The following is a 26,633-nucleotide window of genomic DNA, read 5'->3' as shown; positions in this document are numbered from 1 at the left end:
CGAGCCGGACAGCGCGGTCCGGCCCCCGTGCCACTTGAGAAGGTATTCCGGGCTATGCGCATTGGTGTCCTCACGTCCGGCGGTGACTGCCCCGGCCTGAACGCCGTCATACGGTCCGTCGTGCACCGCGCCGTCGTCGACCACGGCGACGAGGTCATCGGCTTCCGGGACGGCTGGAAGGGCCTCCTGGAGTGCGACTACCTCAAGCTCGACCTCGACGCGGTCGGTGGCATCCTGGCCCGCGGCGGCACCATTCTCGGCTCCTCCCGGGTCCGTCCCGAGCATCTGCGGGACGGCGTGGAGCGTGCCCGGGGGCACGTCGAGGAACTCGGTCTGGACGCGATCATCCCGATCGGCGGTGAGGGCACGCTGAAGGCGGCCCGGCTGCTGTCCGACAACGGCCTGCCGATCGTGGGCGTACCGAAGACCATCGACAACGACATCGCCGTCACGGACGTCACCTTCGGCTTCGACACGGCCGTCACCGTGGCCACCGAGGCCCTGGACCGGCTGAAGACCACCGCCGAGTCCCACCAGCGGGTGCTGATCGTCGAGGTCATGGGCCGTCACACCGGCTGGATCGCGCTGCACTCGGGCATGGCGGCCGGCGCGCACGCCGTCGTCGTCCCGGAGCGGCCCTTCGACATCGACGAGCTGACCGCCAAGGTCGGCGAGCGCTTCTCGGCGGGCAAGCGGTTCGCCATCGTGGTGGCCGCGGAGGGCGCCAAGCCGAAGGCCGGCGGCATGGACTTCGACGAGGGCGGCAAGGACGTCTACGGCCACGAGCGCTTCGCCGGGATCGCCCGCCAGCTCTCGATCGAGCTGGAGGAGCGCCTCGGCAAGGAGGCCCGGCCGGTGATACTCGGACACGTCCAGCGCGGCGGCACGCCGACGGCGTACGACCGGGTGCTGGCCACCCGGTTCGGCTGGCACGCGGTGGAAGCCGTGCACCGCGGGGAGTTCGGGATGATGACGGCCCTGCGCGGGACGGACATCGCGATGGTGTCTCTGGCGGAGGCCGTGGAGACGCTGAAGACGGTGCCGGACGAGCGGTACGCGGAAGCGGAGTGCGTTCTCTGAGGCGAGCCCGACGACAAGCCGCCCCCGGTCACGAGTGTGGCCGGGGGCGGTTCTAGTCTTGCTTCGGACAGACAGCGCTCAACCGCGCTCAACCCCCACGAAACAGGAGCCGGCGGATGGATCACAGCGGGCACGGCATGACGATGGATCTGCCGCCGTTCACGCTGGGGCGAGGTCTCGCGTGGTCGGCCGACCCCTTCTTCCTGATCGCCTGCCTCCTGGGACTGGCGCTCTACGGATGGGGCGTCGTGCGTCTGACCCGGCGCGGTGACAGGTGGCCGGTGGGCCGGACCGTGTCCTTCGTCGTCGGGGTGCTGAGCGTCGCGCTGATGATGTGCACCAAGCTCAACGACTACGGCATGGTCATGTTCAGCGTGCACATGGTGCAGCACATGATGATCAGCATGGTGTCGCCGATCCTGCTGCTGCTCGGCGCCCCGATCACCCTCGCCCTGCGCGCGCTGCCGCCCGCGGGCCGTGGCCGCAAGGGCGTCCGCGAACTGCTGCTGATGCTGCTGCACAGCCGCTACATGCGGATCATCACGCACCCCGCGTTCACCATCCCGCTGTTCATCGCGAGCCTGTACGCGCTGTACTTCACCCCCCTCTTCGACTTCCTCATGGGCTCCCAGGTCGGGCACATCGCGATGATGGTGCACTTCCTCGCCGTCGGCGTGGTGTTCTTCTGGCCGATCATGGGCGTGGACCCGGGCCCCCACCGGCCGGGCTACCTGATGCGGATGCTGGAACTGTTCGCGGGCATGCCGTTCCACGCCTTCTTCGGCATCGCGCTGATGATGGCGTCCTCGCCCATGGTCGAGACGTTCAAGAACCCGCCCGCGTCGCTCGGCATCGACGCGCTCTCCGACCAGAACGCGGCCGGCGGCATCGCCTGGGCCTTCAGCGAGGTCCCGTCCGTGCTGGTGCTGCTCGCGCTGCTGTTCCAGTGGTACGCCTCCGAGGAGCGGCAGGCCCGGCGCAGCGACCGGGCGGCCGAGCGCGACGGCGACAAGGAACTTGAGGCATACAACGCCTATCTGGCCTCACTGAGCACACGCGGCGGCTGAACGGCGGCTCCGTTCAGTAGCATGTGGCGCGTCGGGGGAACCGCCCGGGGGGAGCGGTATGGCACGTCACGCGTTCTCAGGATCAGAGGGGCCACAAGCGCGGGGGCCGGGATCACGGCGGCCGGAAGTCGGCCTGCTCGTCGCCGGCCGCTATCTGCTGCTGCGTCCGCTCGGCGACGGCGGCTCGGGCCGGGTGTGGCTCGCCCACGACCAGCGGCTGGGGTGCGAGGTCGCGCTGAAGGCCGCCCACACCGATCCCCGGAGCCTGCCACGGCCGCCGTACGACCATCCGCACCTGGTGACCGTTCATGACGTGGTGGAGCATGAGGACGCGCCGTGGATCGTCATGGAGTACGTGGCGGGCGCCGTCGACCTGGGGGAGCTGGTGGCCCGGCGCGGGCCGCGGGCCCCGGCCGACTGCGCCCGGATCGGGCTCGCGGCGCTCTCCGTGCTCGACACGCAGGCCGCCGGGCACGGACGGGCCGCGCCGCACCGGCGGGTGACGCCGGCCGGCATCCTGCTGGCGCCGGACGGCGGCGGCGCACCGTACGGCCGGATCCTGCTCCTGGACCACGTCGTCACCGGTCCCGGCGACGACGACGGTCTCCTCGCACTGGGCCGCACCCTGTACTACGCCGTCGAGGGCCGCGAGCCCTGCGACCGGGACGTGCCCGTGCGTGCCGGTGCGCTGGGGCCCCTGTTGGAGAGGCTGCTCGGCCGGGCCTCCGGGCCGGGTGTCACGGTGGCCGAGGCGGAGGCGGAACTGGCGTGGATCGTCACGCCGCAGACGGAGACGTACGCCCGGCCGCGGACCGACCCGGGGTCGCAGCCGCCCTGGTCCGCGGCGCGCCCGGCCGTGATCGGACCGGCCGCTTCCACCACCGCCGTCTCCCCCGCCGGGCACCGGCGTCCGCGCCCGCGGGCCCTGCGGGCCGCCCTGGCCGGCGGGCTCGGCCTGGCCCTCGCCCTGGGCGGTGTCTGGTACGCCATGGCCGACCGGGCGGCCGACGGGGCCGGGACACCGTACGGCGACGCCGTGGGACTCGTGGCGCCGCTGGCGGACGGGGACTGCGTGCGCGCCCGCTGGCCGGGAGGCACCCGGTTCACGGGGACGCCGCGCCTCACCGTGGACCCGGCCTGCCGGGGCGGGGCGCCCGACGGCCAGGTGATGGCGTTCGTGCCCGCCTCCTCCGCCGAGGAGGCCCGCGAGCTGGGTCCGGCGCGGTGTGAGGAGCGGACGCGGGAGGTCCGGGGGCGGCTGGCCGGTGTGCGCAGCGTGGCGGTCGTGCCGGCCGAGGAGGGTTTCGAGACGGCGCTCGGGCGCACGGCGTGTCTGGTCGTGGGCGCGTACGGGCCGGTGTACGGGCCGCTCGGACGGCATCGCGAGCCCGGCGCGGTGTTCGCGGACACCGCCACCATGCAGCGCCGGGACTGCCTGGACGTGCGCTCCGCGCGGGAGGCCCGGCTGGTGTCCTGCTCGGGCCGGTACGACGCTCAGGTGCTCGGCTTCACCCGGCTGGCCCCCGGTGTCTCGCTCGCCGAGGCACCCGCGGCGGCGGACGCGGCGTGTGGGCGTCGGGTGCCGCCGCGCGACTACGGATTCGACCCCTCCCTGTACGAGTCCGGCTCGCGGACGGCCGCCGGCGCGTGGAAATCGGGCTCACATCTCGTCGTCTGCACCGTACGGAGGCAGAACGGGGGCACCATGGAGGGGAACGGACCATGAGGAGGGTGTTGCGATGCCCGGTTCCACGGACAGTTCGACGAAGACGATGGGGGCGCTCACCATCGGCGGCCTGGTCGCGGTGACGGCCTACACGGTGGCGCTCGGAAGCAACGGCTGGCTGTGGTTCGGCTGGGTCGTGCTGGGTCTGATCACGGTGGGGCTGGTGACCACGCGCAGCGCCTGAGCCCCACGCCGGGGCGCACCACAGTTCACTCGCGGCCGAGCCGGCCCGCCGAGTGCACGCCCGGCTGGTACTTCGGCAGCCGGACCGTGATCTTCATGCCCGCGCCGACGGCCGTCTCGATGACGAGGCCGTGGTCGTCTCCGTAGACCTGGCGGAGCCGGTCGTCGACGTTGGACAGTCCGATGCCGCCCGACGGGCTGACCTCGCGCGCGAGGATGCGGCGCAGCAGGCCCGGGTCCATGCCGGCGCCGTCGTCCTCGATGACGACCAGGGCCTCGGCGCCCGCGTCCTGCGCGGTGATCTGGATGCGGCACCGGTCGGACTTGCCCTCCAGGCCGTGCTTGACGGCGTTCTCGACGAGCGGCTGGAGGCAGAGGAAGGGCAGGGCGACCGGCAGCACCTCGGGGGCGACCTGGAGGGTGACGGCGAGGCGGTCGCCGAAGCGGGCCCGTACCAGCGCCAGGTAGTGGTCGATGGCGTGCAGCTCGTCGGCGAGGGTGGTGAAGTCGCCGTGCCGGCGGAACGAGTAGCGGGTGAAGTCGGCGAACTCCAGGAGCAGCTCGCGGGCGCGCTCGGGGTCGGTGCGCACGAAGGACGCGATCACCGCGAGCGAGTTGAAGATGAAGTGCGGGGAGATCTGGGCCCGCAGGGCCTTGATCTCGGCCTCGATGAGCCGGGTGCGGGACTGGTCGAGGTCGGCCAGCTCCAGTTGGACGGAGACCCAGCGGGCGACCTCGCCGGCGGCCCGGACCAGGACGGCGGACTCACGGGGCGCGCAGGCGACCAGGGCGCCGTGCACCCGGTCGTCGACGGTGAGCGGGGCGACGACCGCCCAGCGCACCGTGCAGTCCGGGACGAGGCAGGAGAGCGGGAAGGCCTCGCCGCGGCCGGTCTCCAGCGGTCCGGCGAGGCGCTCCATGATCTCGGTACGGTGATGGGCGCCCGCGCCGTCCCAGACCAGGACCTCCTTGAGGTCGGTCAGACACAGCGCGTCCGTGCCGAGCAGGGAGCGCAGCTTGCGGGCCGACTTGCCGGCGGTCTCCTCGGTCAGGCCCGCCCGCAGCGGGGGTGTGGCCAGGGAGGCGGTGTGCAGGGTCTGGAAGGTGGCGTGCTCGACCGGGGTGCCCAGCCCGCCGAGGGTCTGCGGGCGGGCCGTGCGCCGCCCCAGCCAGAAGCCCGCGGCCAGCAGCGGGAGCACGGCCACGGCCAGGCCCGCCAGGAATCCGCTCATGGAGCCGCTCACGGGGTCACCTCCTTGTGCAGTTCGTCCGTGCGCAGCTCCTCCGGCAGGTGGAAGCGGGCCAGGATGGCCGCCGTCCCGGCCGGGACCCGGCCCGGTGTGGCCAGGGAGACCAGCACCATGGTGAGGAAGGCCAGCGGCACCGACCAGAGCGCGGGCCAGGCCAGCAGCGCGTGCAGCGCACCGCCGCCGCCCGGGAAGCCGCCCATGGTCGCGGCGACGGCGAGCAGGGCGGAGCCGCCGCCCACCAGCATTCCGGCCGCCGCGCCGGGCGGGGTCAGCCGCCGCCACCAGATGCCGAGGACGAGCAGCGGGCAGAAGGAGGACGCCGACACGGCGAAGGCGAGGCCGACGGCGTCGGCGACCGGCAGCCCGCCGACCAGCGCGCTCGCAGCGAGCGGCACGGCCATGGCGAGGAGGGTGCCGAGCCGGAAGTGCGGCACGCCGCGGGACGGCAGCACGTCCTGGGTGAGGACGCCCGCGACAGCCATGGTCAGCCCGGACGCGGTGGACAGGAACGCGGCGAAGGCACCGCCCGCGACCAGCGCCCCGAGCAGGTCGCCGCCCACTCCCCCGATCACCCGGTCGGGCAGCAGCAGCACGGCGGCGTCGGCGTCGCCGGTGAGGGTCAGCTCGGGGGCGTACATGCGGCCCAGGGCGCCGTAGACGGGCGGCAGTAGGTAGAAGGCGCCGATGAGACCGAGGACGGCGACGGTGGTGCGGCGGGCGGCGACGCCGTGCGGGCTGGTGTAGAAGCGGACCACGACGTGCGGCAGGCCCATGGTGCCGAGGAAGGTGGCGAGGATCAGGCCGTACGTGGCGTACAGCGGGCGTTCCGTGCGGCTCTCGGCCCGGGAGGGCGACAGGGCGTCGTCGGCGCCGCGTCCGGCGGCCGGGACGGGGGTGTCCTCGGCGAAGGTGAGGCGGGTGCCGGCCTCGATGTGATGGGTGCCGGTGGGGAGCCCGACCCGGGTGCCGTCGTGGGCGCGGCCGTCCACCGTGCCGTCGACGGTGACGGTCAGCGGACTGTCCAGTGTGAGGGTGAGGCTGTCGTCGACCCGGACGGAGCGCTGCTCGCGGAAGGTGGCCGGTTCCTCGAAGGGCCGGCCGGGTGCGCCGTCGCCCTGCCAGGCCAGCACCAGGAAGAGGGCGGGGACGAGCAGGGCGGTGAGCTTCAGCCAGTACTGGAAGGCCTGGACGAAGGTGATGCTGCGCATGCCGCCGGCGGCGACGATGGCGGTGACGACGACGGCGACGATCACTCCGCCCAGCCAGTCGGGCGCCCCGCCCAGCACGGCCAGGGTCAGTCCGGCGCCCTGGAGCTGGGGCAGCAGGTAGAGCCAGCCGACGCCGACGACGAAGGCCCCGGCGAGCCGCCGTACCGCCTGGGAGGCGAGCCGGGCCTCGGCGAAGTCGGGCAGCGTGTAGGCGCCGGAGCGGCGCAGCGGGGCGGCGACGAAGAGGAGCAGGACCAGGTAGCCGGCGGTGTAGCCGACCGGGTACCAGAGCATGTCGGGGCCCTGGACGAGGACCAGCCCGGCGATGCCGAGGAAGGACGCGGCGGAGAGGTACTCGCCGCTGATGGCGGCGGCGTTGAGGCGGGGGCCGACGGTGCGGGAGGCGACGTAGAAGTCGGAGGTGGTGCGGGAGATGCGCAGGCCGAAGGCGCCGACGAGGACGGTGGCGACGACGACGAGGGCGACGGCGGGTATGGCGTAGCTGGAGTTCATGGCGCCTTCGGGGGCGGGCTCATCGGTCCTCGGCGAGGCACCTTCGGGAACGGGGTCATCGGTCCTCGACGAGGCGCACGAAGTCGCGTTCGTTGCGCTCGGCGCGGCGCACGTACCAGCGGGCGAGAAGGACGAGCGGGGCGTACAGGCCGAAGCCGAGGACGGTCCATTCCAGACGGTGGGCGTCGGGCAACGCCGCGAACAGCAGCGGCAGCGGGCCGACCAGGAGTCCGAGCACCGCGAAGGCGGTGAGGCCGGCCCGCAGCTGGCTGCGCATGAGGGAGCGGACGTACGTGTGCCCGAGCGTGGTCTGCTCGTCGATCTCGGTACGCGGGCGGTAGTAGCCGGGGGCCCTGCCGGTGCGTCTGGGCGGGCCGGTGACGGTGACGCGGCGTTCGGTGGGGTCCTGGGGCATGGTCACGGCCTCCGCATGAGCAGGTCCCGCAGTTCGCGGGCGTGGCGCCGGCTGACCTGGAGTTCCTCGGCGCCGACCAGGACGCTGACGGACCCGGCGTCCAGGCGGAGCTCGCCGATGTGGCGCAGGGCGACGAGGTGGCGGCGGTGGATGCGGACGAAGCCGCGGGCACGCCAGCGCTCCTCCAGGGTGGACAGGGGGATGCGGACGAGGTGGCTGCCCCGGTCGGTGTGCAGGCGGGCGTAGTCGCCCTGGGCCTCGACGTGGGTGATGTCCTCGACGGGGACGAAGCGGGTGACGCCGCCCAGTTCCACGGCGATGTGGTCGGGGTCGGGTTCGTGCACGGGTATGCGCGGGGCCGGGGCCGCGGTGCCCCGTCGTTCGACGGCTCGGCGGACCGCCTCCGCGAGCCGTTCCCTGCGGACGGGCTTGAGGACGTAGTCGACGGCCTTGAGGTCGAAGGCCTGCACGGCGAAGTCCTCGTGCGCGGTGACGAAGACGACCAGCGGCGGGCGGGCGAACCCGCTCAGCAGCCGGGCGAGGTCGAGTCCGTCCAGGCCGGGCATCTGGATGTCGAGGAAGACGACGTCGATGGCGTCCGGCCCGTCGGGGCCCGACTCCAGGGCGCGGTTGATGCGGCGCAGCGCCTCCGTCGCGTCCGACGCGCCCTCCGCCGTGCCGATGCGGGGATCGGCGTTCAGCAGGTACACGAGTTCCTCGAGGGTGGGGCGTTCGTCGTCGACAGCCAGGGCGCGCAGCATGAGGCTGGAGTGTAGGAGCAATCCGTGCGCCTGCACACGTGCCCGACGTGGACGTATCCGCTGGATACAGTGCCCGCATGAGCAGCAGGCCCGCTTCGTTCGACGAACTCGACCGGAAGATCGTCACCGCCCTGATGGCGAACGCCAGGACGTCCTTCGCCGAGATCGGCGCGGAGGTCGGCCTGTCCTCGACGGCGGTCAAGCGCCGGGTGGACCGGCTGCGCGAGACCGGCGTGATCACCGGGTTCACGGCGACGGTGCGGCCCTCCGCGCTGGGCTGGCGGACCGAGGCCTACGTGGAGGTGTACTGCGAGGGGGCGGCGCCGCCGAGGCGGCTGGCCCAGGTCGCGCGCGGCTACCCGGAGATCACGGCGGCGATGACGGTGACCGGTGGGGCGGACGCGCTGCTGCATGTGCGGGCGCGGGACGTGGAGCACTTCGAGGAGGTGCTGGAACGGATCCGGGCCGAGCCGTTCATCCGCAAGACGATCAGTGTGATGGTGCTGTCCCATCTGATCCCGGACAGTCCGGAGGCGGGCGCGAGCCATCCGGCACCGTAAGACGCGGCCCGGGAGCCGGCCCCGGCACCCCGGGCGGCGGCCCGGAGACCGGCCGAGGGCGCAGCAGACGTGCGCCGATGCGACTCAGGACGCAGCGATCGTGCGCGAACACGCAGCTGTTGTCGCTTGTCGTCCGTCTCCTTCGCTTCCTACCGTGGTGTCATACCCCAGTCACAATCCGTCAGGAAGCGGAGGAACCCCTCTGTGTCCGAATCCCGTGTGCCGCGCCGGCGGCGCTTTCTGGTCTGCGAACCCAGACACTTCGCCGTGCAGTACGCGATCAACCCGTGGATGAGCCCCGACCGGCCCGTCGACGTCATCCGCGCACTGGACCAGTGGCAGGCACTGGTCGACGCCTACCGCGCCCACGGCCACACCGTGGACACCGTCCAGCCGGTCCCGGGTCTGCCCGACATGGTCTTCGCCGCGAACTGCGCGGTCGTCGTCGAGGGCCGGGTCTGCGGCTCCCTCTTCCACGCCCGCGAGCGCCGTCCCGAGTCGGTGCCCTACGAGGCGTGGTTCAAGACGGAGGGCTTCGAGGTCCACCACCCCGAGGCGGTCTGCGAGGGCGAGGGCGACCTGGTCCCGGCCGGCCGCTGGATCCTGGCCGGCACGGGGTTCCGTACGACCCGTGAGGCGCACCGCGAGGTACAGGAGTTCTTCGGCGTGCCGGTGATCTCGCTGACGCTCGTGGACCCGTACTTCTACCATCTGGACACGGCGCTGTTCGTGCTCGACGACGCGGACGGCGCAGCGGACGGGAACATCGCCTACTACCCCGGGGCCTTCTCGCCCGGCAGCCGCGAGGTGCTGGAGCGGCTCTACCCGGACGCGGTGATCGCCACCCGCGAGGACGCCATGGCGTTCGGACTCAACTCCGTCTCCGACGGGCGGCACGTGTTCCTCGCGCCCGGGGCCCGGGAACTCGCCGACCGCCTCGCCGGCCTCGGCTACGTCCCCGTCCCCGTCGACCTGTCCGAGTTCCACAAGGCCGGTGGCGGCATCAAGTGCTGCACCCAGGAGATCCGGGAGACCCGTTCATGACCGCGCCCGCCCACCCCGCCCCCACCCGCGGCTCCGAGGAGCTCATCCGCGCGGAGGAGCCCGTCCTCGCGCACAACTACCACCCGCTGCCCGTGGTCGTGGCCCGCGCGGAGGGCGCCTGGGTCGAGGACGTGGAGGGCCGCCGCTACCTGGACATGCTGGCCGGGTACTCGGCGCTCAACTTCGGCCACCGGCACCCGGCGCTGACCGAGGCCGCCCACCGCCAGCTGGACCGGCTCACACTCACCTCGCGCGCCTTCCACAACGACCGGCTCGCCTCCTTCGCCGAACGGCTGGCCGCGCTGACCGGCACGGACATGGTGCTGCCGATGAACACCGGCGCGGAGGCGGTGGAGAGCGGCATCAAGGTGGCCCGCAAGTGGGCCTACGACGTCAAGGGCGTCCCGGCCGACCGGGCGACGATCGTGGTCGCGGCGGACAACTTCCACGGCCGTACGACGACGATCGTGAGCTTCTCCACGGACGAGACGGCCCGCTCCGGCTTCGGTCCCTTCACCCCGGGTTTCCGGGTCGTCCCGTACAACGACCTGGCGGCCATGGAAGCGGCGGTCGACGAGACGACGGCGGCCGTGCTGATCGAACCGATCCAGGGCGAGGCGGGCGTGCTGATCCCGGACACCGGCTATCTGGCCGGCGTGCGGGAGCTGACCCGCCGGGCCGGCTGCCTCTTCGTCGCGGACGAGATCCAGTCGGGTCTCGGCCGCACGGGGCGCACCCTCGCCGTCGAGCACGAGTCGGTCGCGCCGGACGTGGTGCTGCTCGGCAAGGCGCTGGGCGGCGGCATCGTCCCGGTGTCGGCGGTGGTCGGCAGCCGGGAGGTCCTCGGCGTGCTGCGTCCGGGCGAGCACGGCTCGACGTTCGGCGGCAACCCGCTGGCGGCCGCGGTCGGCACGGCGGTGGTGGAGCTGCTGGAGACGGGCGAGTTCCAGCGTCGGGCCACCGAGCTGGGCGCGGTGCTGCGCGAGGGCCTGACCGCCCTGGTCGGCAGGGGCGTCGTCGGTTTCCGCGCGCGGGGACTGTGGGCGGGCGTCGACGTCGACCCGGCGCTCGGCACCGGCCGGGAGATCAGCGAACGGCTGATGCGCGAGGGCGTCCTCGTCAAGGACACCCACGGCTCCACGATCCGGCTGGCCCCGCCGCTGACCGTCACCGGCGAGGAGCTGGAGGGAGCACTCGGAACGCTGGAGAAGGTCCTGACGTCCTGAAGGTGCTGTCACGAAGCGGCCGGGTCCCGATCCAGCCGCTCCACGTGGGCCACGTTGGCCAGGTCCTCGGCGTCCTGGCTGGGCCCTCCCGCGAACCAGGCGTCGAGGATCTCCCGCAGCAGCGGCGCCGAGGTCAGCCGCAGGCCGATCGCGAGTACGTTGGCGTCGTTCCAGCGGCGGGCCCCGTCAGCGGTGTACGCGTCGGTGCACAGGGCGGCCCGCACGCCCGGGATCTTGTTGGCGGCGATCGACGCGCCCGTGCCGGTCCAGCAGCACACCACCGCCTGGTCGGCCGTGCCGTCGGCGACCTCACGCGCCGCCCGCTGTGAGCACACCGCCCACCGCGGGTCCGCCCCGGGCCGCAGCGCGCCGTGGGGCAGCACCTCGTGGCCCCGTGCGCGCAGTTCCTCGACCAGGAGGCGAGCGACGGGTTCGTCCATGTCGGAGGAGACGGAGATGCGCATGGGCGAAGCGTACTCATCGGCCGCCCGGCGCGCCGCTCACCTCATCGGCTCAACCACATGACCGAAGTCACGACCATACCCAGGATGATCGGGGGAACGGTACGACCCTGAGAAACGTACGACCGAGCAGCACTCCGCCAGGAGCGGCTGCGCGTGGAAAGGGAGGCCGCCACGTCCCCCACCGAGAACGGCCAAGAACCCGACACCGCGGCGATCCGCCGCCACCCGGCTCTCTTCCGGGCGATCAGGCGTCGGCAGAACCCCCGGCTGCGCCGGTCGGACATCACCGTCACGGACGAGGCCGCGGTCAAGAGAGCGGTGAAGGCCGCCTCTCTCGGCAACGCCATGGAGTGGTTCGACTTCGGCATCTACGCCTATCTGGCAGGCACCATCGGCCGCGTGTTCTTCCCGTCGGGGAGTGACACCGCGCAGTTGCTCTCCTCGTTCGCCACGTTCGCCGTGGCGTTCCTGGTGCGCCCGCTCGGCGGCATGGTCTTCGGCCCGATGGGTGACAAGGTCGGCCGCAAGAAGGTGCTCGCGCTGACGATGATCCTCATGGCGATCGGCACAGCCGCCATCGGGCTCATCCCCAGCTACGACTCCATCGGCTTCTGGGCCCCCGTCCTGCTGATCCTCTTCCGTCTGCTCCAGGGCTTCTCCACCGGCGGCGAGTACGGCGGTGCCTCCACCTTCATCGCCGAGTACGCGCCCGACAAGCGGCGCGGATTCTTCGGCAGCTTCCTGGAGCTGGGAACGCTGGCCGGGTACACCGGCGCCGCGAGCCTGGTCACCGGCCTCACGGCCTGGCTCGGCAGCGACACCATGGACGCCTGGGGCTGGCGCATCCCCTTCCTGGTCGCGGCGCCGCTCGGCATCGTCGGTATCTATCTGCGGCTGAAGCTGGACGACACGCCCGCCTTCCTGAAGCTGGAGGACTCCAACGTCCACATCTCGGAGGCGGCGACCGCGGTGGAGACCACGGCCCGGGGCGACCTCGCCAAGATCTTCCGCACGCACTGGCGCTCGCTGGTGCTGTGCGTCGCGCTCGTCGGCGCGTACAACATCACCGACTACATGCTGCTGTCCTACATGCCCACGTATCTGTCGGACGAGCTGCACTACAGCGAGAGCCACGGCCTGATGATCCTGGTGGCCACCATGGTGGTACTGATGCTGATCATCAACCAGGTCGGCCGGCTGTCCGACCGCTTCGGCCGCAAGCCCCTCCTCATGACCGGCATGATCAGCTTCTTCGTGCTGTCCGCCCCGGCCTTCGTGCTGGTGCAGGAGGGCAGTCTGCTCGCCGTCTCGGCCGGCATGCTGATGCTCGGCCTCTCCCTGGTCTGTCTGCTGGGCACGATGTCGGCGGCGCTCCCGGCGATGTTCCCGACCAACGTCCGGTACGGGTCCCTCTCGGTCGGCTACAACCTGTCGGCGTCCCTGTTCGGCGGTACGACGCCGCTGGTCATCACCGCCCTGATCAGCGTGACCGACTCCGACATGATGCCGGCCTACTACGCGATGGCCGCGGCCCTGGTCGGTGTCATCGCGGTGGCCTGCATGAAGGAGACGGCCCAGCGTCCCCTCGAAGGTTCCCCGCCCTCGGTGCAGACCGACGAGGAGGCGGCGGAGATGGTCGAGTCGCAGGCTCCGACGCCGAAGTTCTGACCACGCGTCGAGCGGGCGGTGGGGTGCGGTGCGCACCCCACCGCCCGCTCGTCGCGTCGGGCCCCGAAGCGCGTCCGCCCCCGTCCCGGACGGACCGCCGCGGTCCGGGCTACGATCGATCACCGGACGCGGACGTCCGGCGCGGAGCCGTGCCGTGCCTACCGGGAGAGTGGGAGACACACCGTGTTCTACTACGTGCTCAAGTACGTACTGCTGGGCCCGTTGTTGAGAGTGGTCTTCCGCCCCCGGATCGAGGGTCTGGACCATGTGCCGGCGTCGGGGGCGGCGATCGTCGCGGGCAACCACCTCTCGTTCTCGGACCACTTCCTGATGCCCGCGGTGCTCAGACGCCGCATCACCTTCCTCGCCAAGGCCGAGTACTTCACCGGCCCCGGCCTCAAGGGCCGGCTGACCGCGTTCTTCTTCCGCAGTGCCGGGCAGATCCCCGTCGACCGCACCGGCAAGGAGGCGGGACAGGCCGCGATCCGCGAGGGACTCGGCGTGCTGGGCAGGGACGAGCTGCTCGGCATCTACCCGGAGGGCACGCGCTCGCACGACGGCCGGCTGTACAAGGGCAAGGTCGGCGTCGCGGTGATGGCGCTCAGGGCCGGCGTGCCGGTCGTGCCCTGCGCGATGATCGGCACCTTCGAGGCGCAGCCGCCGGGGCGGAAGATCCCGAAACTGCACCCCGTGGTGATCCGGTTCGGCGAGCCCCTGGACTTCTCCCGGTACGCCGGCCTGGAACGCGAGAAGGCCGTGCTGCGCGCCGTCACCGACGAGATCATGTACGCCGTCCTGACACTGTCCGGGCAGGAGTACGTCGACCGGTACGCGGCCGACGTGAAGGCCGAGGAGGCGGCGAAGGCCGCGAAGGGCCCGAGGTTCCCCCGGCTGCCGCACCGCTAGGGGGCCGTTGCCCGCCGCCGGGGCGGCTCGTTGCCCGTTGCCCGCCGCCGGGTTCCCCTTGTCTGCCGTCGGCAGAAGGGAGTGGCCGGGCGGCCGGACGTGCGCCTACGGTCGCCGTATGACACGTGCTGTGGTGGTCGGAGCGACGGGACAGATCGGACGGGTGGCGGTGGGTGCGCTGGCCCGCGACGGCTGGGAGGTGACGGCCGTCTCGCGGGGCGGCGAGCGGGACGGGGACTGGCCCGAGGACGTACGTGTGGTGCGCGCCGACCGGGAGGACGACACGGCCCTGTCGGCGGCGGTGGGTGACGGATGTGACGTCCTGGTGGACATGGTGGCCTTCGGTGAGGGGCACGCGCGGCAGCTGGTCCGGCTCGCCGGACGGGTCGGCTCGGCGGTGGTGATCTCCAGCATGTCGGTCTACGAGGACGACAAGGGCCGCAACTTCGACACGCAGACCGAACCCGACGGCTTCCCCGAGTACCCGGTGCCGATCACCGAGGAGCAGCGCACGGTCCGTCCGGGCGACACCTCGTACCCCACTCGCAAGATCGCGCTGGAGCGTGAACTCCTGGCGGCGGGCGACCGGTTGCCCGTCACGCTGCTGCGCGCGGGCGCGGTCCACGGGCCGTACTGCAGGACGCCGCGCGAGCTGTACTTCGTCAAGCGCGTCCTCGACGGCAGGCGCCGGCGTGTCCTCGCGTACGGCGGTGCGAGCCGCTTCCACCCGGTGAGCGTGCACAACATCGCCGAGCTGGTCCGGCTGGCCGCCCCGCGACCGGGCACGCGTGTCCTGAACGCGGTCGATCCGGAGGCGCCGACCGTGGCGGAGATCGCGGCGGCGATCGACGCGGTGATGGGCTTCGAGGCCGAGGACGTACTGGTGGACGGTCCGCCGCCCGCGGAAGGGGTGGGCGACACGCCGTGGTCCGTGCCCACGCCGGTCGTGTGCGACATGACGGCGGCCGAGCGGCAGTTGGGTTACCGCCCGGTGGTCCGGTACGCCGAGACCCTGCCGGAGACGGTCGCCTTCCTCGAGGAGCGGCTGGCCGGCCGGGACTGGCGGGAGGAGTACCCGAAGATGCCTCGGGCGTACGGCGACCTCTTCGACTACGCGGCGGAGGACACCTGGCTGGCGGCCCGGCGGGGATGAGGACGGCGCAGGGGGCGGCCGGTCGGACCGGCCGCCCCCTCCTTGTGCCCGCTCGTCGTTACGGCTTGGGTGTGGCGTGCGGGGCGCAGGTCACGTCGCGGGCGTCGACCTCGCCGGTGAGCAGGTAGGTGTCCACCCGGTCGTTGACGCACGGGTTGACCAGGCCGGTGACACCGTGGGACCCGGCGTCCCGCTCGGTGATCAGGCGCGATCCCCTGAACCGCTGGTGCAGTTCGACGGCGCCCGCGTACGGGGTGGCCGCGTCCCGTTCGGACTGGACGATCAGCACCGGCGGAAGCCCCTTGCCGCTCTTCACGTCCACCGGGGTCCGCTGCTTGACCGGCCAGGTGGCGCACGGCAGGTTCATCCAGGCGTTGGCCCAGGTCATGAACGGGTGGTCGCGGTGCAGCCGGGTGTTGTCCCGGTCCCACGTGCGCCAGTCGGTGGGCCACTTGGCGTCGGCGCACTCGACGGCGGTGTAGACGGCGTTGCCGTTCTCCGCGGAGGCGTTGCCGGCGGTGTCGGAGAGGTCGGGGGCGGCGGCGTCGACGAGGGCCTGGGTGTCACCGGCGACGTACTCGCTGAAGACGGTCGCGACCGGTGCCCACGCGGAGTCGTAGTACGGGGCGCTCTGGAAGAAGGAGATCAGTTCCGCCGGGCCGACGACCCCGCCGAGCGGCTCCTTCTTCGCGGTGGCGCGCAGCTCGAGCCACCGCTCCTGGACCTCGGCGCGCGTGTCGCCGAGGTGGAAGGTGGCGTCGTGCTTCGCGACCCAGTCCTGCCAGTCCCTCCAGCGCTTCTCGAAGGCGACGTCCTGGTCCAGGTTGGCCTGGTACCAGATCTTGTCACGGGACGGGTTGACGACGCTGTCGAGGACCATCCGGCGCACGTGGTCCGGGAAGAGGGTGCCGTAGACGGCGCCGAGGTAGGTGCCGTAGGAGACGCCGAGGAAGTTGAGCTTCCTCTCGCCGAGGGCGGCGCGGACGACGTCCAGGTCGCGCGCGGTGTTCGGCGTGGTCATGTGAGGGAGCATCTCGCCGCTGCGTTCGTGGCAGCCCTCGGCGTACTCGCGGGCGAGCTCTCGCTGGGCGCGCTTGTCGGCCTCGGAGCCGGGCACGGGGTCCATCTTGGGTGCCTTGACGAACTCCCGCGGGTCGACGCAGGAGATGGGCGCGGACTTGCCGACGCCGCGCGGGTCGAAGCCGACGAAGTCGTAGGCCTTGGCCGCGTCGGCCCAGACCGCGCTCTTGCCGGTGACGCGGGCCGGGAAACGCAGTCCGGAGCCGCCCGGGCCGCCGGGGTTGTAGATGAGCGCGCCCTGGCGTTCCGCCTTCGTGCCGGTGTTGCCGACGCGGTCGACGGCTATCTCGATCTGCTTGCCGAACGGCTTGGCGTAGTCGAGCGGCACCGTGACGTAGCCGCACTGGATGGGCTTGGGCAGGTTCCAGTCGGCGGGGCAGTCCTGCCAGTCGACGCCGGCCTTCGCGGCGCGGGCCGCGGCGATGGCCGCGCCGCGGGCCTCCCGGTCCCAGCCCTTCCCGTGCCCGTGCCCCGTGGCCGGGGCGGCGCTCGCGGCCGGCACCGAGACGACGCTCGCCATCAGGGTGGCGGTGACCAGCGCTCCGGCCGAGCCGAACGCCACCGCCCCGCGCCGCAGTCTGCTCTTCCTCAAGAGGGGCCTCCCCGTACGTGTTCGCGACAAGTACGGGGATCCTCGCGGCTGTGCGTTCCCTGAGAACAGAGGCGGTACTACTTCTTTGCCAATCCGATAAACGGAGTAGAACGTTCGGTTGGCGCACTCTCAGCCCAGCGCGGCCGAGGCCTCGTCCAGCAGCCGCCGCAGCCGCAGACCGTCCGGCGCCACGGCCGTCACCAGCGCGGCGGGCCCGGCGAGCGGCATCACGGCCGCGCCCTGAGCGAGGGTGCGCGCCTTCGGGGGTTCGGCGGCGAACTCCGGGCGTACGACGACGAGCTGGCCCACGGCACGGTGTCCCGCGAGCCCGGCGGGGCCGTCCCAGCCGCCCGGGGCACCGGGCCCGCAGGCCAGTTCCTGGTCGAGCACACACCGGCCCGCGATCCGCACGGTCAGACGGCTGGTGAGCCGCCCCGGTTCCTCGCCGGACCGTCCGAGCACCTGTTCCTCGCGCAGCAGGAGACGCCCGGTGGCGGCGAGGTCGGCGCGTGTGGTGACGCACAGCTCACTGCCGTGCGCGGAGATCAGCTGTTCGGGCAGCCAGTGCAGTGCGGCGTCGTCGCCGACGGTGAGCCGGACGTCGTAACGGGCCCCGGCCTTGTCCTGCCCCGGCAGGGCGAGGGTGGCGGCGGCCGAGCCCACCCGCAGCCGGGCGCCCGGGGCCGCCTCGGCGTCCACCGAGAAGTGGTCGCCGCCGAGCGGCCCGCTCATCGCGCCGACCAGCATGACCCGGGCCTCGGCGCCACCGCCCCGGGTCCGCCGCACCGCCAGCGGCCCCTCGCCCTCCAGCACGGGCAGGGCGGTGCCGCCCCGCCCGTCGCCCCGCGCGACGATGCTCGCCCTCGCGCGCACCCCGCCCGGCGCGGTCATGCCGTCCATGCGGCGATCCGGGCCCGCACCCAGTCCGCGACGTCCCGTACGCCGTCCGGGCTCCGCAACGACTGGAGCACGACGGGCAGTTCACCGCGTTGGGCCTTCGCGTCGGCGGCCATCCGCGCGAGGTCGGACCCGACGTACGGGGCGAGATCGGTCTTGTTGACGATCAGCAGGTCGGCGGTGGCGACACCGGGCCCGCCCTTGCGCGGGATGTCGTCCCCGCCGGCCACGTCGATGACGAAGACCTGGGCGTCGACGAGTCCCCTGGAGAAGGTGGCGGTGAGGTTGTCCCCGCCGGACTCCACCAGGACCAGGTCGAGCGGCCCGACCTCGTCCTCCAGATCCTCGACGGCCTCCAGGTTGGCGGAGATGTCGTCCCGGATGGCGGTGTGCGGACAGGCCCCGGTCTCGACGGCACTGATCCGCTCCGGCGGCAGCACCGCCTCCCGGAGCAGGAACTCGGCGTCCTCGCGGGTGTAGATGTCGTTGGTGACGACGGCGAGGGACAGCTCCTGACGCAGCGCCCGGCAGAGCGCGGCGACGGTCGCGGTCTTCCCGGACCCGACGGGCCCGCCGAGCCCGATGCGCAGGGCACGGCGGCGGCCGTCGGGCCGGTGGGCGTCGGCGGAGACGGCGGGGAGGTCGTGGTGATGGTCGAGATGCATGCTGCGACTCCTTACAAGAACTGAGGCCGGCTGTGTTCAGCCCGTCCGGGGGTGCCCCCTTCGGGGGAGTTCGAGGACGAGACCGTCAAGGCCGACGGGGGTCCAGGGGACAGGGCCCCCCGGCGGGGTCGAAGGGGCGGAGCCCCGGGGGTCGGGAAAGGGAAGGGGCGGCGGGGGCGGAACCCGCTACGAGGCGAACAACCGCACAGGCCAGGCGGCGTGCGCCTCCGCCCCGGTCTCCAGCAACGGCGCGGACCGCGCGGGCAGCACGTCGGCCCCCTCGGTCACGGCCCGCAGGCCCGCCTCCGCGGCGTCCTCGGCCACCCGGTCCAGCTCGGGCGCGAGCCGCGCGAGCACGCCGGTCGCGTCGAACGGGTCGAGGCCGAGCAGCCGCACCACGGCCGTCGCCGGCCCGCTCACCCCCTCGTAGGCGGAGCAGTACGCCGCGTCCAGCGGCCCCAGCCCGGCCGCCCGGGCGGTCAGCCCGAGGACGACCGGCTGATGGGCGCCCTTGGGAAACCGCCGTGCCGACGCGTCGAGTTCGGGATGCGGCCAGGTGGCACGGGCGGCCCGCATCAGCTGCCGCCCGAGTCTGCGGGCCACCGCCCGCAGGGCGGGCGACGGAGTACGGGCGTCCGCGGCCTGGTCGAGTTCGCCGGGGTCGACGCCGAGGGCCGCGGCTGCCGCGAGGGATGCCGCGACGGCTCCGCTCGTGTGCAGCCGTCCCCGGCAGAACTCCTCCAGGCTCGCGGCGTCGGTGATGTGTCCCGCCCGGACGGCGGCCTCCGCCCCGCCGGAGTGGGCGTGCCCTCCGGCGGGGAAGCGGCCGTCCGCGAGGACGAGCAGTGTCGCGCGGCTCATGTCGGCGCTCAGAAGAGGAAATACCGCTGCGCGAGCGGCAGTTCGGCGACGGGTGCGGGTTCGACGAGCTCGCCGTCGATGGTCACCGCGAAGGAGTCCGCGGCGACCTCGACGCGCGGCAGGGCGTCGTTCTGCCGCATGTCCGCCTTGGTACGGCCGCGGGTCGACCGGATGGGCACGAACTCCCGCCCGAGCCCGAGGCGTCCCGGGAGCCCGTCGTCGATGGTCGCCTGGGCCACGAAGGCGACCGAGTTGGCGGCGGGCGCCGTGCCGAGCGCGCCGAACATCGGGCGTGGCAGGACGGGCTGCGGGGTGGGGATGGAGGCGTTGGCGTCGCCGACCTGCGCGTACGCGATCTGACCGCCCTTGAGTACCACCTGCGGCTTCACACCGAAGAACCGCGGGTCCCACAGCACCAGGTCGGCGAGCTTGCCGGTCTCGACGGAGCCGACCTCGTGGTCGATGCCCTGGGCGACGGCGGGGTTGATGGTGTACTTGGCGACATAGCGACGGGCCCGCAGGTTGTCGGCGCGGGTGTCGCCGGGCAGGAAGCCCCGGCGCCGCTTCATCGCGTGCGCGGTCTGCCAGGTCCGCAGGATCACCTCTCCGATGCGGCCCATGGCCTGGGCGTCCGACGACATGATGGAGATCGCTCCCATGTCGTGCAGGATGTCCTCGGCCGCGATGGTGCTGGGCCGGATGCGGGACTCCGCGAAGGCCAGGTCCTCGGGGACGGCGGGGTTGAGGTGGTGACAGACCATCAGCATGTCGAGGTGCTCCTCGACGGTGTTGACGGTGTGCGGCCGGGTCGGGTTGGTGGACGCCGGCAGCATGTTGGGCAGCGAGACCGCCGTGATCATGTCAGGTGCGTGGCCGCCGCCGGCGCCCTCGACGTGGAAGGCGTGCAGGGTGCGGCCGGCCACGGCGTCGAAGGTGTCGCCGACGAATCCGGCCTCGTTGAGGGTGTCGGTGTGGACGGCGAGCTGGACGCCGGACTCCTCGCAGACGTCCAGGCAGGCCGAGATGACGGCGGGGGTGGCGCCCCAGTCCTCGTGGATCTTGAAGCCGAGGATGCCGGCCCGCAGTTGGTCGCGCATGGACTCCTTGGACATGGTGCTGCCCTTGCCCAGGAAGCCGATGTTGACGGGGCTGGCCTCCAGGGCGGCGAACATGCGCGCGAGGTGCCAGGAGCCGGGGGTGACGGTGGTCGCCTTGCTGCCCTCGGCCGGTCCCGTGCCGCCGCCGATGAGGGTGGTGACACCGGAGGCGAGGGCCTCGTCGACGGCGGCCGGCGCGATGAAGTGGACGTGGGTGTCGATGCCGCCCGCGGTGACGATCTTGCCGTTGCCCGCGATGACCTCCGTCTCGGGGCCGATGACGAGGTCGGGGTGGACGCCGTCCATGGTGTCCGGGTTGCCGGACTTTCCGATGCCGGTGATCCGGCCGTCACGGATGCCGATGTCGGCCTTGACGACGCCCCAGTGGTCGATGATCAAGGCGCCGGTGATGACGGTGTCGGGGGCGCCGTCGGCGCGGGTGGCACGGGACTGGCCCATGGACTCGCGCAGCACCTTGCCGCCGCCGAAGACGGCTTCGTCTCCGGAGCGGCCCGGGCCGCCCGAGCGGTCCTCCTCGATCTCGACGAGGAGGTCGGTGTCGGCGAGGCGGACGCGGTCGCCGGTGGTCGGGCCGAACAGGTCGGCGTAGGCGGGGCGGGACAGTTCAGGCATCGAGGGCACCTCCGGTCGCGCCGCGCAGGCCCACGACGACGCGGGCACCCCCGAGGGGGACGAGCTCCACGTCGACCGGGATGCCGGGCTCGAACCGGACGGCTGTGCCGGCGGCGATGTTGAGCCGCTTGCCGTGGGAGAGGGCGCGGTCGAGGTCGAGAGCGGGGTTGGCCTCGGCGAAGTGGTAGTGGGAGCCGACCTGGACGGGCCGGTCGGCGGTGTTGAGCACGGTCAGTCGGGTGGTCTCGCACCCTTCGTTGAAGGCGACCGGCTCGTCGGCGAAGAGGATCTCTCCGGGAATCATGGCTGCCGTCCCCGTCAGATGATCGGATCGTGGACGGTGACCAACTTGGTGCCGTCGGGGAAGGTGGCCTCGACCTGCACGTCGTGGATCATCTCGGGTATGCCCTCCATGACCTCGTCGCGCTGGATCAACTTGCGGCCGGAGGCCATGAGTTCACCGACCGTGCGACCGTCGCGGGCGCCTTCGAGGATGTGCGAGGTGATCAGTGCGACGACCTCGGGGTAGTTGAGTCTCACGCCTCGTGCGCGGCGATTCTCCGCCACGTCCGCGGCCACATGAATGAGCAGTCTCTCCTGCTCGTGCGGGGTCAGTTGCACTTACCACCTCACAGGACATCACGCCAGGACCGGGCGGTCCGGCTGCCGCGGCCACCGCGACGGCTATAGATGTAACACACATGAATGCGCTGGAATGCACTCGCCTGTGCTCAAAAACCGCAGGTGGATCGGGGTGGAGAGTAGGGCTACAGTGTTTCGGGCACGTCACCCGGATTTGACCGACTGATTACCGGTGCCGTCGTCGGCCTCTCGCATGCTCAACAGCCCCCGCATGCCCGCCTGGAGCGCCTCCGTGGAGAAGCCGCCGAACAGCGCGTACTGGACCCCGAGGCCCTGTGCGGTGGCGATCAGCGTCCGGGCCACGGCGTCCGGGTCGACGTCGTCGCGCATCATGCCGTTCTCCTGATAGCGGACCACGACCTTGACCCAGGCGGCCCGGACCTCGGCGAAGCCCTCGCTCAGGACGGCGGACAGCTCGTCATTGCGCAGCGTCTCGGTCCAGACCTGGACCATGAGTCGCGGGAACAGCCACTCGCCGCCGTCCGTCACCGTCGGCCGCTCCCGCGTCAGGTGCGCGAAGATGCGGCCGACGAGTTCGTCGGGCAGGGGCGGCGGGCTCTCCAGCGCGGCACGCTCGTACACGCCGCGCAGGGTGCCCAGCACCTCGGTGACGATCGCCGCGATCAGCTCCTCCTTGCCGCTGAAGTAGCGGTAGACCGCGCCCGCCGAGAGGTCGACCTCCTTCAGCACGTCCTGCATCGACGTGGCGTGGAAGCCGTTGCGGGCGAAGCAGTTCGCGGCGCCGTCGAGGATCTGACGGCGGCGGGCGTCGAGGTGTTCCTGGGATACGCGAGCCATGTGGTCCAACGTAAAACGAACGTTCCTTCTTGACAAGCCGACCGACCCCGCCGCACGGTGGAAACAAGGCAAAACGAACGACCTTCTTTTTACGAGGAGCACTCATGTCCGGCCCCTCCCCTTCCCCCGGCCGCCGCGTGGCCGCCGTGGTCGTCCTGGTCCCCGTGCTGGTGGCACTGGCACTGTGGGCCTTCGCCTGGCCGGCCGCCCGTACGGCACCCCGAGATCTGCCGGTCGGCGTGGCGGGAGCGCCCGCCGCGATCGCGCAGGTGGAACAGCGGCTCGACCGGAACGAGGGCGCCTTCGAGATCCACCGTTACGCCGACGAGGACGAGGCCCGCGGCGCCGTCGAGGACCGGACCGTGTACGGCGCGGTGATCGCCGGCGACCGGGGTCCGAAACTGCTCACGGCGTCCGCGGCGAGCCCCGCCGTGGCCCAGCTGCTGCGGGAGGCGATGACCGGGCGGGCCTCCGCCTCGGGGGACCCGGTCCAGGTCGTCGACGTGGTGCCCGCCCCGGAGGCGGATCCGCGCGGCGCGGCCCTGGGCGCGAGCGTGCTGCCGCTCGCGCTGGCCGGGATCGCGACCGGCGCCGTGGTGACCCTGCTGGGGCTGCGCGGCGTCCGCGCCGTCGTCGCACTGACCGGCGCCGCCGTGTCGACGGGCCTGGTGGCGGCGGCGATCGCCCACAGCTGGCTCGGGGTGGTCACCGGTGACTGGTGGGCCGTGGCCGGCGTGTTCGGGCTCTCGACCCTGGCCGTCGGGGCGGGCATCGCCGGGCTCGGGGCGCTGCTCGGACGCGCGGGTCTCGGGCTGGGCGGGGCCGTGATGATGCTGCTGGGCAATCCCTTCTCGGGAGTGTCCTCGGCTCCGGAGACGCTGCCCCGGCCGGCCGGAGCGATCGGCCAGTGGCTGCCGCCGGGCGCGGGCGGCTCACTGCTGCGCTCGGTGTCCTTCTTCGACGGCGCCGCGGCCATCGGCCCCGCGCTCACGCTCACATGGTGGGCCCTGCTCGGCCTGGGCGCCGTCCTGCTCGGCGGCGCGCTGCGCCGGCGCGCACCCGGCGCTTCACCGGCACCCGGCCGGACCCGGGCGTCGGTACCGGCCGCCTGAGCCCCGGCCGTCCGCACCCCGGTCGGTACGGGGTCGGCGAGCTGCGGAACCCGCCGCGGAGAGCGGACCGTGCTACCCGCTACGTCGCGTTCGGCCCCCGGTGTTCCGCCGCGATGCCGAAGTGGTGGTGCTCGCGGGGGGACGTCAACTCGCCCTGCGGCTCCTTCACCGCGATGACGGCGATCTGCGACACGATGAGTGATCTCGTCGTACAGGCCGACGAGTTGCTCCGGGTCCGCGCCCGGCTGGAGGAGATGGTCGTACGCCACACGGGCCGCACTCCCGGGCAGGTGACCGCGGACATCGAGTGGACACCGTCCTGGACGGCGAACGGCGGACGGCACGTGTCAGCCTTCCGCCGCGCTCCGGCAGTTGACGCGCCAGGGGGCGAAACGGACCAAACGGCGTACCCCCTTTCGGCGTAGGAACACCATCGATTTCCGACCGGTCGAGGTTGCGCGACCCTCGTGCCCGCACGGCGGAATGAGAGGCTCCGCCGCTGGTCCCGGGGGTCGACGCCACGCTCGGAAGTGACTCGAACAGGGAGGTGTCCACCCGAACGGGTGAGTGGTGAGTAACAACACAAAGGGCACGTTCCGTTGGGATTCTCCCTCTGGACGAGACAAGATCCGTGACTGACGACAAGCCCCCGCCGCAGCGGCGGGGCGGTCCGGGCGGACGCCGAGTCCTGCCGCCGCCCGGACAACCGGTCGACAGGAGTGGATCGGCAGGAGTGGAGGACCCGAGCACGACGGGTCGCCGGAACGGTCATCTCCGCGGGAGAGGCGCCGGGCCGAGCAGCCCTTGGGGTGAAGCCGCACTCGTGCGGCCGGGCAACTTCGCCAGCCCGAATCCGACAGGTCATCCTTCACAGGCGGCTGACGAAGGGTTGCGCATGTCCGCGCTCAATCGTGTCCCGTCGCTGATGGCCCGTGCCGGTACGGCCTCGGCCCTCACCCTCGCCGCCATCGGCGGATCTGTCGTGGTCCCCGGTGCCGCCTCCGAGGCGGCCGCGGCGACCTATGCCACGAAGGCCCTCAAGATCGCGGCCTCCAAGAAGGGCTCACCGTACGCATGGGGCGCCGTCGGACCACGCAGGTTCGACTGCTCCGGGCTGACCCTGTACTCGTTCAAGAAGGCCGGCAAGAAGCTGCCGCGCACCGCGGCGCAGCAGTACAACAAGACACGTCATATCTCCGCCAAGAGCCGCAAGGCCGGGGACCTGGTCTTCTTTCACTCGGGCCGCAGCGTCTACCACGTCGGCATCTACGCCGGGAAGGGCAAGATCTGGCACGCCCCGAAGACCGGGGACGTGGTGCGTCTGCAGAAGATCTGGACCGGCAGCGTCTGGTACGGCCGGGTCAAGTAGCGCACCCGAGGGGGAGACGGCGGACCACGACGCCGTCTCCCCCTCGGGTGCGTGGTATGCGGCGGCGCTCCGGAGGCCGCCGGCGCCTCATCGCTGAGTCCCCTGCCGGTCGGAGGCCCGCCCCACGGCCGTGACGGGCTCGGGAGTCACCGGACTGCCCGGCGGCGTCCAGGGCAGTTCGACGGAGATGGTCTTGCCGCCCTCCCGCGTGGGCCGCACTCTCAGCTTGCCGCCGCACTCCGCCGTCAGCCAGCGGATGATCACCATGCCGCGGCCGTTGTCCTGCTGGACGGCTGCGGGCAGGCGCTTGGGGAACCGCGGATGGCTGTCGGTGACGCCGATGCGCAGCCGCTCGTCACGGTCGAGTGCGAGGTCCACCGTGAAGGTGGGTGACTGGCCGAGGGTGTGCTGAACCGCGTTGGTCGTCAACTCGGAGACGATGAGCCGGACGGTTTCGGACACATCCGTGTCCGCCGACAGGCCCCACTCCGCCAGCGTGCCGACCACATAAGTGCGCGCGGCGGCCACCGAGGCGGGATCGCTCGGCAGAGTGACGGATGCTTCCAGATGGTCTGCCATGGCGAGGTCGTCCCTTTCCCGCGGGACCGCGGCCCGACATGGAGCGGACGGTTCGAGTACGGTCCCGGACTGGTGCTTCGCCGTCAGACTGCCATCATCAGGCTCGTGAAGGGCGGCGATCCACCAAGATATGCATATATCTGTCGCTCGATGCGGTGAACTCTGCGACGGCAGAGCGTATGTGGGCGGCTCAGAGGGAGTAGAGGAGTGGCCCATGCAGCATGGTCCCGTGGTGCGCCGCCGGAAGCTGGGCGCGGAACTGCGCGCCCTGCGTACGTCGGCGGGGATCACCAGCGGCGAGGCGGCCCGGCTGGTGGGCTGGCACCAGTCGAAGGTCAGCCGGATCGAGACCGGGACGAGCGGGGCGAGACCGGCCGACGTGCGGTTACTGCTGGACGCCTACGGCGTGGCCGACGACCAGCTGCGGGAGCTGCTGGTGACGCTGGCCGGCTCCGACGACGCGGGCGGCCGTAACCACTGGTGGCACGCCTATCGCGGGGTACTGCCGCCGACCTACCGCGACTTCATCAGCCTGGAGTCCCAGGCGAGCGCGATGCGCACGCTGGAGACCACGGTGGTACCCGGGCTGCTGCAGACGCCGGAGTACGCACGCGCGGTGACGCGCGCCGCGGTGGACGGGCTTCCGGAGGAACGACTGGACACCCTGGTGGAGGTCCGGCTGGCCCGGCAGGACGTGCTGCGGGCGCTGCCGCCGCTGAGACTGAGCGCGGTCCTGGACGAGTCGGTGCTGCGCCGGGAGGTGGGCGGATCCGGAGTCATGGCCCGTCAGCTGGCGCGGCTGGTCGAGGCCGCGCGTCTGCCCCATGTCCGGCTCCAGGTACTGCCGTTCGCCGCCGGGGCGCACATCGGTGTCACCGGACCTTTCGTAATCTTCTCTTTTTCGAGCACTTCTGATCTGGACGTGGTTGTTCTCGACCACTTGACGAGTAGCCTGCACCTCGAACGGAAAGAAGACCTAGAGGCCTACACCGAGGCCTTCAACGCTCTTCTGATCCATGCCCTTTCGCCCGAGGACTCGTTGGACTTCATCGCCGCGACAGCGGCAGGCGCGTAAGGAGGCACC

General features: G+C 72.2%; 27 protein-coding genes, 1 pseudogene and 1 riboswitch. Of the genes and pseudogenes, 14 read left to right on the top strand and 14 right to left on the bottom strand.

Translation table 11 applies throughout. The features are described from left to right. The first annotated feature begins 54 nt into the window (after positions 1-54). The 4 genes from QC283_RS26085 (at position 55) to QC283_RS26070 (ending at position 4,057) form a co-directional block, all read left to right on the top strand. Positions 55-1,080: a 6-phosphofructokinase gene (locus QC283_RS26085; protein ID WP_279564115.1), complete on the top strand. Its 1,026-nt coding sequence runs from the start codon at positions 55-57 to the stop codon at positions 1,078-1,080. A gap of 116 nt (positions 1,081-1,196) precedes the next feature. Beyond that, entirely contained in the window at positions 1,197-2,147 is a 951-nt protein-coding gene (locus QC283_RS26080) for a cytochrome c oxidase assembly protein (RefSeq protein WP_279564114.1), read from the top strand. Between the two features lie 58 nt (positions 2,148-2,205). Next, positions 2,206-3,873, top strand: coding sequence for a septum formation family protein (locus QC283_RS26075; protein WP_279564113.1), 1,668 nt, complete (start codon positions 2,206-2,208; stop codon positions 3,871-3,873). A gap of 13 nt (positions 3,874-3,886) precedes the next feature. After that, positions 3,887-4,057 carry a hypothetical protein gene (locus QC283_RS26070; RefSeq protein ID WP_279564112.1) on the top strand — a complete coding sequence of 57 codons (171 nt, stop codon included), beginning with the start codon at positions 3,887-3,889 and terminating at the stop codon, positions 4,055-4,057. A 25-nt stretch (positions 4,058-4,082) separates the two neighbouring features. On the opposite strand, the gene QC283_RS26065 is transcribed toward QC283_RS26070, so the two are convergent. Genes QC283_RS26065 through QC283_RS26050 form a run of 4 tightly spaced genes read right to left on the bottom strand, consistent with a single transcriptional unit; the run spans position 4,083 to position 8,203 of the window. Then, positions 4,083-5,288, bottom strand: a complete 1,206-nt coding sequence (locus QC283_RS26065) for a sensor histidine kinase (protein WP_279564138.1) — start codon at positions 5,286-5,288, stop codon at positions 4,083-4,085. A gap of 8 nt (positions 5,289-5,296) precedes the next feature. After that, positions 5,297-7,027 carry a sodium/solute symporter gene (locus QC283_RS26060; protein ID WP_279564111.1) on the bottom strand — a complete coding sequence of 577 codons (1,731 nt, stop codon included), beginning with the start codon at positions 7,025-7,027 and terminating at the stop codon, positions 5,297-5,299. A gap of 55 nt (positions 7,028-7,082) precedes the next feature. Continuing rightward, positions 7,083-7,442 carry a hypothetical protein gene (locus tag QC283_RS26055; RefSeq protein WP_279564110.1) on the bottom strand — a complete coding sequence of 120 codons (360 nt, stop codon included), beginning with the start codon at positions 7,440-7,442 and terminating at the stop codon, positions 7,083-7,085. Positions 7,443-7,444: 2 nt separating this feature from the next. Continuing rightward, the gene (locus QC283_RS26050) at positions 7,445-8,203 is read right to left on the bottom strand and encodes a LytR/AlgR family response regulator transcription factor (protein ID WP_279564109.1); all 759 of its coding nucleotides are present in this window, start codon (positions 8,201-8,203) and stop codon (positions 7,445-7,447) included. 77 nt (positions 8,204-8,280) lie between these two features. On the opposite strand from QC283_RS26050, the gene QC283_RS26045 reads away from it, so the two are divergent. The 3 genes from QC283_RS26045 (at position 8,281) to rocD (ending at position 11,033) form a co-directional block, all read left to right on the top strand. Next, positions 8,281-8,763, top strand: a complete 483-nt coding sequence (locus QC283_RS26045) for an Lrp/AsnC family transcriptional regulator (protein ID WP_279564108.1) — start codon at positions 8,281-8,283, stop codon at positions 8,761-8,763. 204 nt (positions 8,764-8,967) lie between these two features. Next, a complete protein-coding gene (gene ddaH, locus QC283_RS26040) occupies positions 8,968-9,807 on the top strand; it encodes a dimethylargininase (RefSeq protein ID WP_279564107.1) in 840 nt (279 codons plus the stop codon). Then, complete coding sequence (gene rocD, locus QC283_RS26035; RefSeq protein WP_279564106.1) at positions 9,804-11,033, top strand: ornithine--oxo-acid transaminase; 1,230 nt, start codon at positions 9,804-9,806, stop codon at positions 11,031-11,033. The genes ddaH and rocD overlap by 4 nt, the downstream gene beginning before the upstream one ends. 8 nt (positions 11,034-11,041) lie before the next feature. On the opposite strand, the gene QC283_RS26030 is transcribed toward rocD, so the two are convergent. After that, entirely contained in the window at positions 11,042-11,497 is a 456-nt protein-coding gene (locus QC283_RS26030) for an RpiB/LacA/LacB family sugar-phosphate isomerase (RefSeq protein ID WP_279564105.1), read from the bottom strand. A gap of 153 nt (positions 11,498-11,650) precedes the next feature. Between QC283_RS26030 and proP the strand changes: the two genes are divergently transcribed. The 3 genes from proP (at position 11,651) to QC283_RS26015 (ending at position 15,224) form a co-directional block, all read left to right on the top strand. After that, positions 11,651-13,165, top strand: coding sequence for a glycine betaine/L-proline transporter ProP (gene proP / locus QC283_RS26025; RefSeq protein ID WP_279564104.1), 1,515 nt, complete (start codon positions 11,651-11,653; stop codon positions 13,163-13,165). 183 nt (positions 13,166-13,348) lie between these two features. Continuing rightward, on the top strand, positions 13,349-14,071 hold the full coding sequence (locus tag QC283_RS26020) for a lysophospholipid acyltransferase family protein (RefSeq protein ID WP_279564103.1): 723 nt from the start codon (positions 13,349-13,351) through the stop codon (positions 14,069-14,071). A gap of 118 nt (positions 14,072-14,189) precedes the next feature. Next, positions 14,190-15,224 carry an NAD-dependent epimerase/dehydratase family protein gene (locus QC283_RS26015; RefSeq protein ID WP_279564102.1) on the top strand — a complete coding sequence of 345 codons (1,035 nt, stop codon included), beginning with the start codon at positions 14,190-14,192 and terminating at the stop codon, positions 15,222-15,224. A 58-nt stretch (positions 15,225-15,282) separates the two neighbouring features. Here the strand turns inward: QC283_RS26015 and QC283_RS26010 are convergent, their stop codons facing one another. From QC283_RS26010 to QC283_RS25975, 8 genes are all read right to left on the bottom strand, one after another. Continuing rightward, positions 15,283-16,896 (bottom strand): alpha/beta hydrolase, encoded by a 1,614-nt coding sequence (locus QC283_RS26010; RefSeq protein WP_279564101.1) that lies wholly within the window; start codon positions 16,894-16,896, stop codon positions 15,283-15,285. 129 nt (positions 16,897-17,025) lie between these two features. Further along, positions 17,026-17,796, bottom strand: coding sequence for an urease accessory protein UreD (locus QC283_RS26005; protein WP_279564100.1), 771 nt, complete (start codon positions 17,794-17,796; stop codon positions 17,026-17,028). After that, complete coding sequence (gene ureG / locus QC283_RS26000) at positions 17,784-18,458, bottom strand: urease accessory protein UreG (RefSeq protein ID WP_279564099.1); 675 nt, start codon at positions 18,456-18,458, stop codon at positions 17,784-17,786. The genes QC283_RS26005 and ureG overlap by 13 nt, the downstream gene beginning before the upstream one ends. A 186-nt stretch (positions 18,459-18,644) precedes the next feature. After that, complete coding sequence (locus QC283_RS25995) at positions 18,645-19,319, bottom strand: urease accessory protein UreF (RefSeq protein ID WP_279564098.1); 675 nt, start codon at positions 19,317-19,319, stop codon at positions 18,645-18,647. 8 nt (positions 19,320-19,327) lie between these two features. Next, a complete protein-coding gene (locus tag QC283_RS25990) occupies positions 19,328-21,049 on the bottom strand; it encodes an urease subunit alpha (protein WP_279564097.1) in 1,722 nt (573 codons plus the stop codon). Next, positions 21,042-21,353 carry an urease subunit beta gene (locus QC283_RS25985; protein ID WP_279564096.1) on the bottom strand — a complete coding sequence of 104 codons (312 nt, stop codon included), beginning with the start codon at positions 21,351-21,353 and terminating at the stop codon, positions 21,042-21,044. Before QC283_RS25985 ends, QC283_RS25990 begins: the two co-directional genes overlap by 8 nt. A 14-nt stretch (positions 21,354-21,367) precedes the next feature. Then, on the bottom strand, positions 21,368-21,670 hold the full coding sequence (locus QC283_RS25980; protein WP_279564095.1) for an urease subunit gamma: 303 nt from the start codon (positions 21,668-21,670) through the stop codon (positions 21,368-21,370). 165 nt (positions 21,671-21,835) lie between these two features. Continuing rightward, the gene (locus tag QC283_RS25975; protein WP_279564094.1) at positions 21,836-22,489 is read right to left on the bottom strand and encodes a TetR/AcrR family transcriptional regulator; all 654 of its coding nucleotides are present in this window, start codon (positions 22,487-22,489) and stop codon (positions 21,836-21,838) included. A 104-nt stretch (positions 22,490-22,593) separates the two neighbouring features. Here QC283_RS25975 and QC283_RS25970 point away from each other — a divergent pair, with 104 nt between their 5' ends. The 3 genes and pseudogenes from QC283_RS25970 (at position 22,594) to QC283_RS25960 (ending at position 24,970) form a co-directional block, all read left to right on the top strand. Beyond that, positions 22,594-23,601, top strand: a complete 1,008-nt coding sequence (locus tag QC283_RS25970; RefSeq protein ID WP_279564093.1) for an ABC transporter permease — start codon at positions 22,594-22,596, stop codon at positions 23,599-23,601. 143 nt (positions 23,602-23,744) lie between these two features. Next, positions 23,745-23,977: pseudogene (locus tag QC283_RS25965) on the top strand (ATP-dependent Clp protease proteolytic subunit); the annotation flags it as partial. 371 nt (positions 23,978-24,348) lie between these two features. Next, positions 24,349-24,493: riboswitch (cyclic di-AMP (ydaO/yuaA leader) on the top strand. A gap of 3 nt (positions 24,494-24,496) precedes the next feature. Then, positions 24,497-24,970, top strand: a complete 474-nt coding sequence (locus tag QC283_RS25960) for a C40 family peptidase (protein WP_279564092.1) — start codon at positions 24,497-24,499, stop codon at positions 24,968-24,970. A gap of 87 nt (positions 24,971-25,057) precedes the next feature. On the opposite strand, the gene QC283_RS25955 is transcribed toward QC283_RS25960, so the two are convergent. Further along, positions 25,058-25,549 carry an ATP-binding protein gene (locus QC283_RS25955; RefSeq protein ID WP_279564091.1) on the bottom strand — a complete coding sequence of 164 codons (492 nt, stop codon included), beginning with the start codon at positions 25,547-25,549 and terminating at the stop codon, positions 25,058-25,060. A gap of 214 nt (positions 25,550-25,763) precedes the next feature. Here QC283_RS25955 and QC283_RS25950 point away from each other — a divergent pair, with 214 nt between their 5' ends. Continuing rightward, positions 25,764-26,624: a helix-turn-helix domain-containing protein gene (locus QC283_RS25950; RefSeq protein WP_279564090.1), complete on the top strand. Its 861-nt coding sequence runs from the start codon at positions 25,764-25,766 to the stop codon at positions 26,622-26,624. Positions 26,625-26,633 lie beyond the last annotated feature (9 nt).

The organism is Streptomyces sp. DH41 (genome assembly GCF_029813785.1).
In the GTDB taxonomy this organism is placed as follows: domain Bacteria; phylum Actinomycetota; class Actinomycetes; order Streptomycetales; family Streptomycetaceae; genus Streptomyces.
Note: the sequence above shows the minus strand (reverse complement) of the source record. Positions and strands in the feature narration are given on the sequence as shown.

Excerpts from the sequence above, each read along its gene's own strand:
- QC283_RS26055 (WP_279564110.1), bottom strand. The coding sequence starts at position 7,442 with ATGCCCCAGGACCCCACCGAACGCCGCGTCACCGTCACCGGCCCGCCC.
- QC283_RS26070 (WP_279564112.1), top strand. The coding sequence starts at position 3,887 with ATGCCCGGTTCCACGGACAGTTCGACGAAGACGATGGGGGCGCTCACC.
- rocD (WP_279564106.1), top strand. The coding sequence starts at position 9,804 with ATGACCGCGCCCGCCCACCCCGCCCCCACCCGCGGCTCCGAGGAGCTC.
- QC283_RS26050 (WP_279564109.1), bottom strand. The coding sequence starts at position 8,203 with ATGCTGCGCGCCCTGGCTGTCGACGACGAACGCCCCACCCTCGAGGAA.
- QC283_RS25960 (WP_279564092.1), top strand. The coding sequence starts at position 24,497 with ATGTCCGCGCTCAATCGTGTCCCGTCGCTGATGGCCCGTGCCGGTACG.
- QC283_RS26080 (WP_279564114.1), top strand. The coding sequence starts at position 1,197 with ATGGATCACAGCGGGCACGGCATGACGATGGATCTGCCGCCGTTCACG.
- QC283_RS26045 (WP_279564108.1), top strand. The coding sequence starts at position 8,281 with ATGAGCAGCAGGCCCGCTTCGTTCGACGAACTCGACCGGAAGATCGTC.
- QC283_RS25970 (WP_279564093.1), top strand. The coding sequence starts at position 22,594 with ATGTCCGGCCCCTCCCCTTCCCCCGGCCGCCGCGTGGCCGCCGTGGTC.
- QC283_RS26085 (WP_279564115.1), top strand. The coding sequence starts at position 55 with ATGCGCATTGGTGTCCTCACGTCCGGCGGTGACTGCCCCGGCCTGAAC.
- QC283_RS25985 (WP_279564096.1), bottom strand. The coding sequence starts at position 21,353 with ATGATTCCCGGAGAGATCCTCTTCGCCGACGAGCCGGTCGCCTTCAAC.
- QC283_RS25950 (WP_279564090.1), top strand. The coding sequence starts at position 25,764 with ATGCAGCATGGTCCCGTGGTGCGCCGCCGGAAGCTGGGCGCGGAACTG.
- QC283_RS26065 (WP_279564138.1), bottom strand. The coding sequence starts at position 5,288 with ATGAGCGGATTCCTGGCGGGCCTGGCCGTGGCCGTGCTCCCGCTGCTG.
- QC283_RS25975 (WP_279564094.1), bottom strand. The coding sequence starts at position 22,489 with ATGGCTCGCGTATCCCAGGAACACCTCGACGCCCGCCGCCGTCAGATC.
- QC283_RS25995 (WP_279564098.1), bottom strand. The coding sequence starts at position 19,319 with ATGAGCCGCGCGACACTGCTCGTCCTCGCGGACGGCCGCTTCCCCGCC.
- QC283_RS26015 (WP_279564102.1), top strand. The coding sequence starts at position 14,190 with ATGACACGTGCTGTGGTGGTCGGAGCGACGGGACAGATCGGACGGGTG.
- QC283_RS25955 (WP_279564091.1), bottom strand. The coding sequence starts at position 25,549 with ATGGCAGACCATCTGGAAGCATCCGTCACTCTGCCGAGCGATCCCGCC.
- QC283_RS26005 (WP_279564100.1), bottom strand. The coding sequence starts at position 17,796 with ATGGACGGCATGACCGCGCCGGGCGGGGTGCGCGCGAGGGCGAGCATC.
- QC283_RS26030 (WP_279564105.1), bottom strand. The coding sequence starts at position 11,497 with ATGCGCATCTCCGTCTCCTCCGACATGGACGAACCCGTCGCTCGCCTC.
- QC283_RS26060 (WP_279564111.1), bottom strand. The coding sequence starts at position 7,027 with ATGAACTCCAGCTACGCCATACCCGCCGTCGCCCTCGTCGTCGTCGCC.
- QC283_RS26075 (WP_279564113.1), top strand. The coding sequence starts at position 2,206 with ATGGCACGTCACGCGTTCTCAGGATCAGAGGGGCCACAAGCGCGGGGG.
- QC283_RS25990 (WP_279564097.1), bottom strand. The coding sequence starts at position 21,049 with ATGCCTGAACTGTCCCGCCCCGCCTACGCCGACCTGTTCGGCCCGACC.
- ureG (WP_279564099.1), bottom strand. The coding sequence starts at position 18,458 with ATGCATCTCGACCATCACCACGACCTCCCCGCCGTCTCCGCCGACGCC.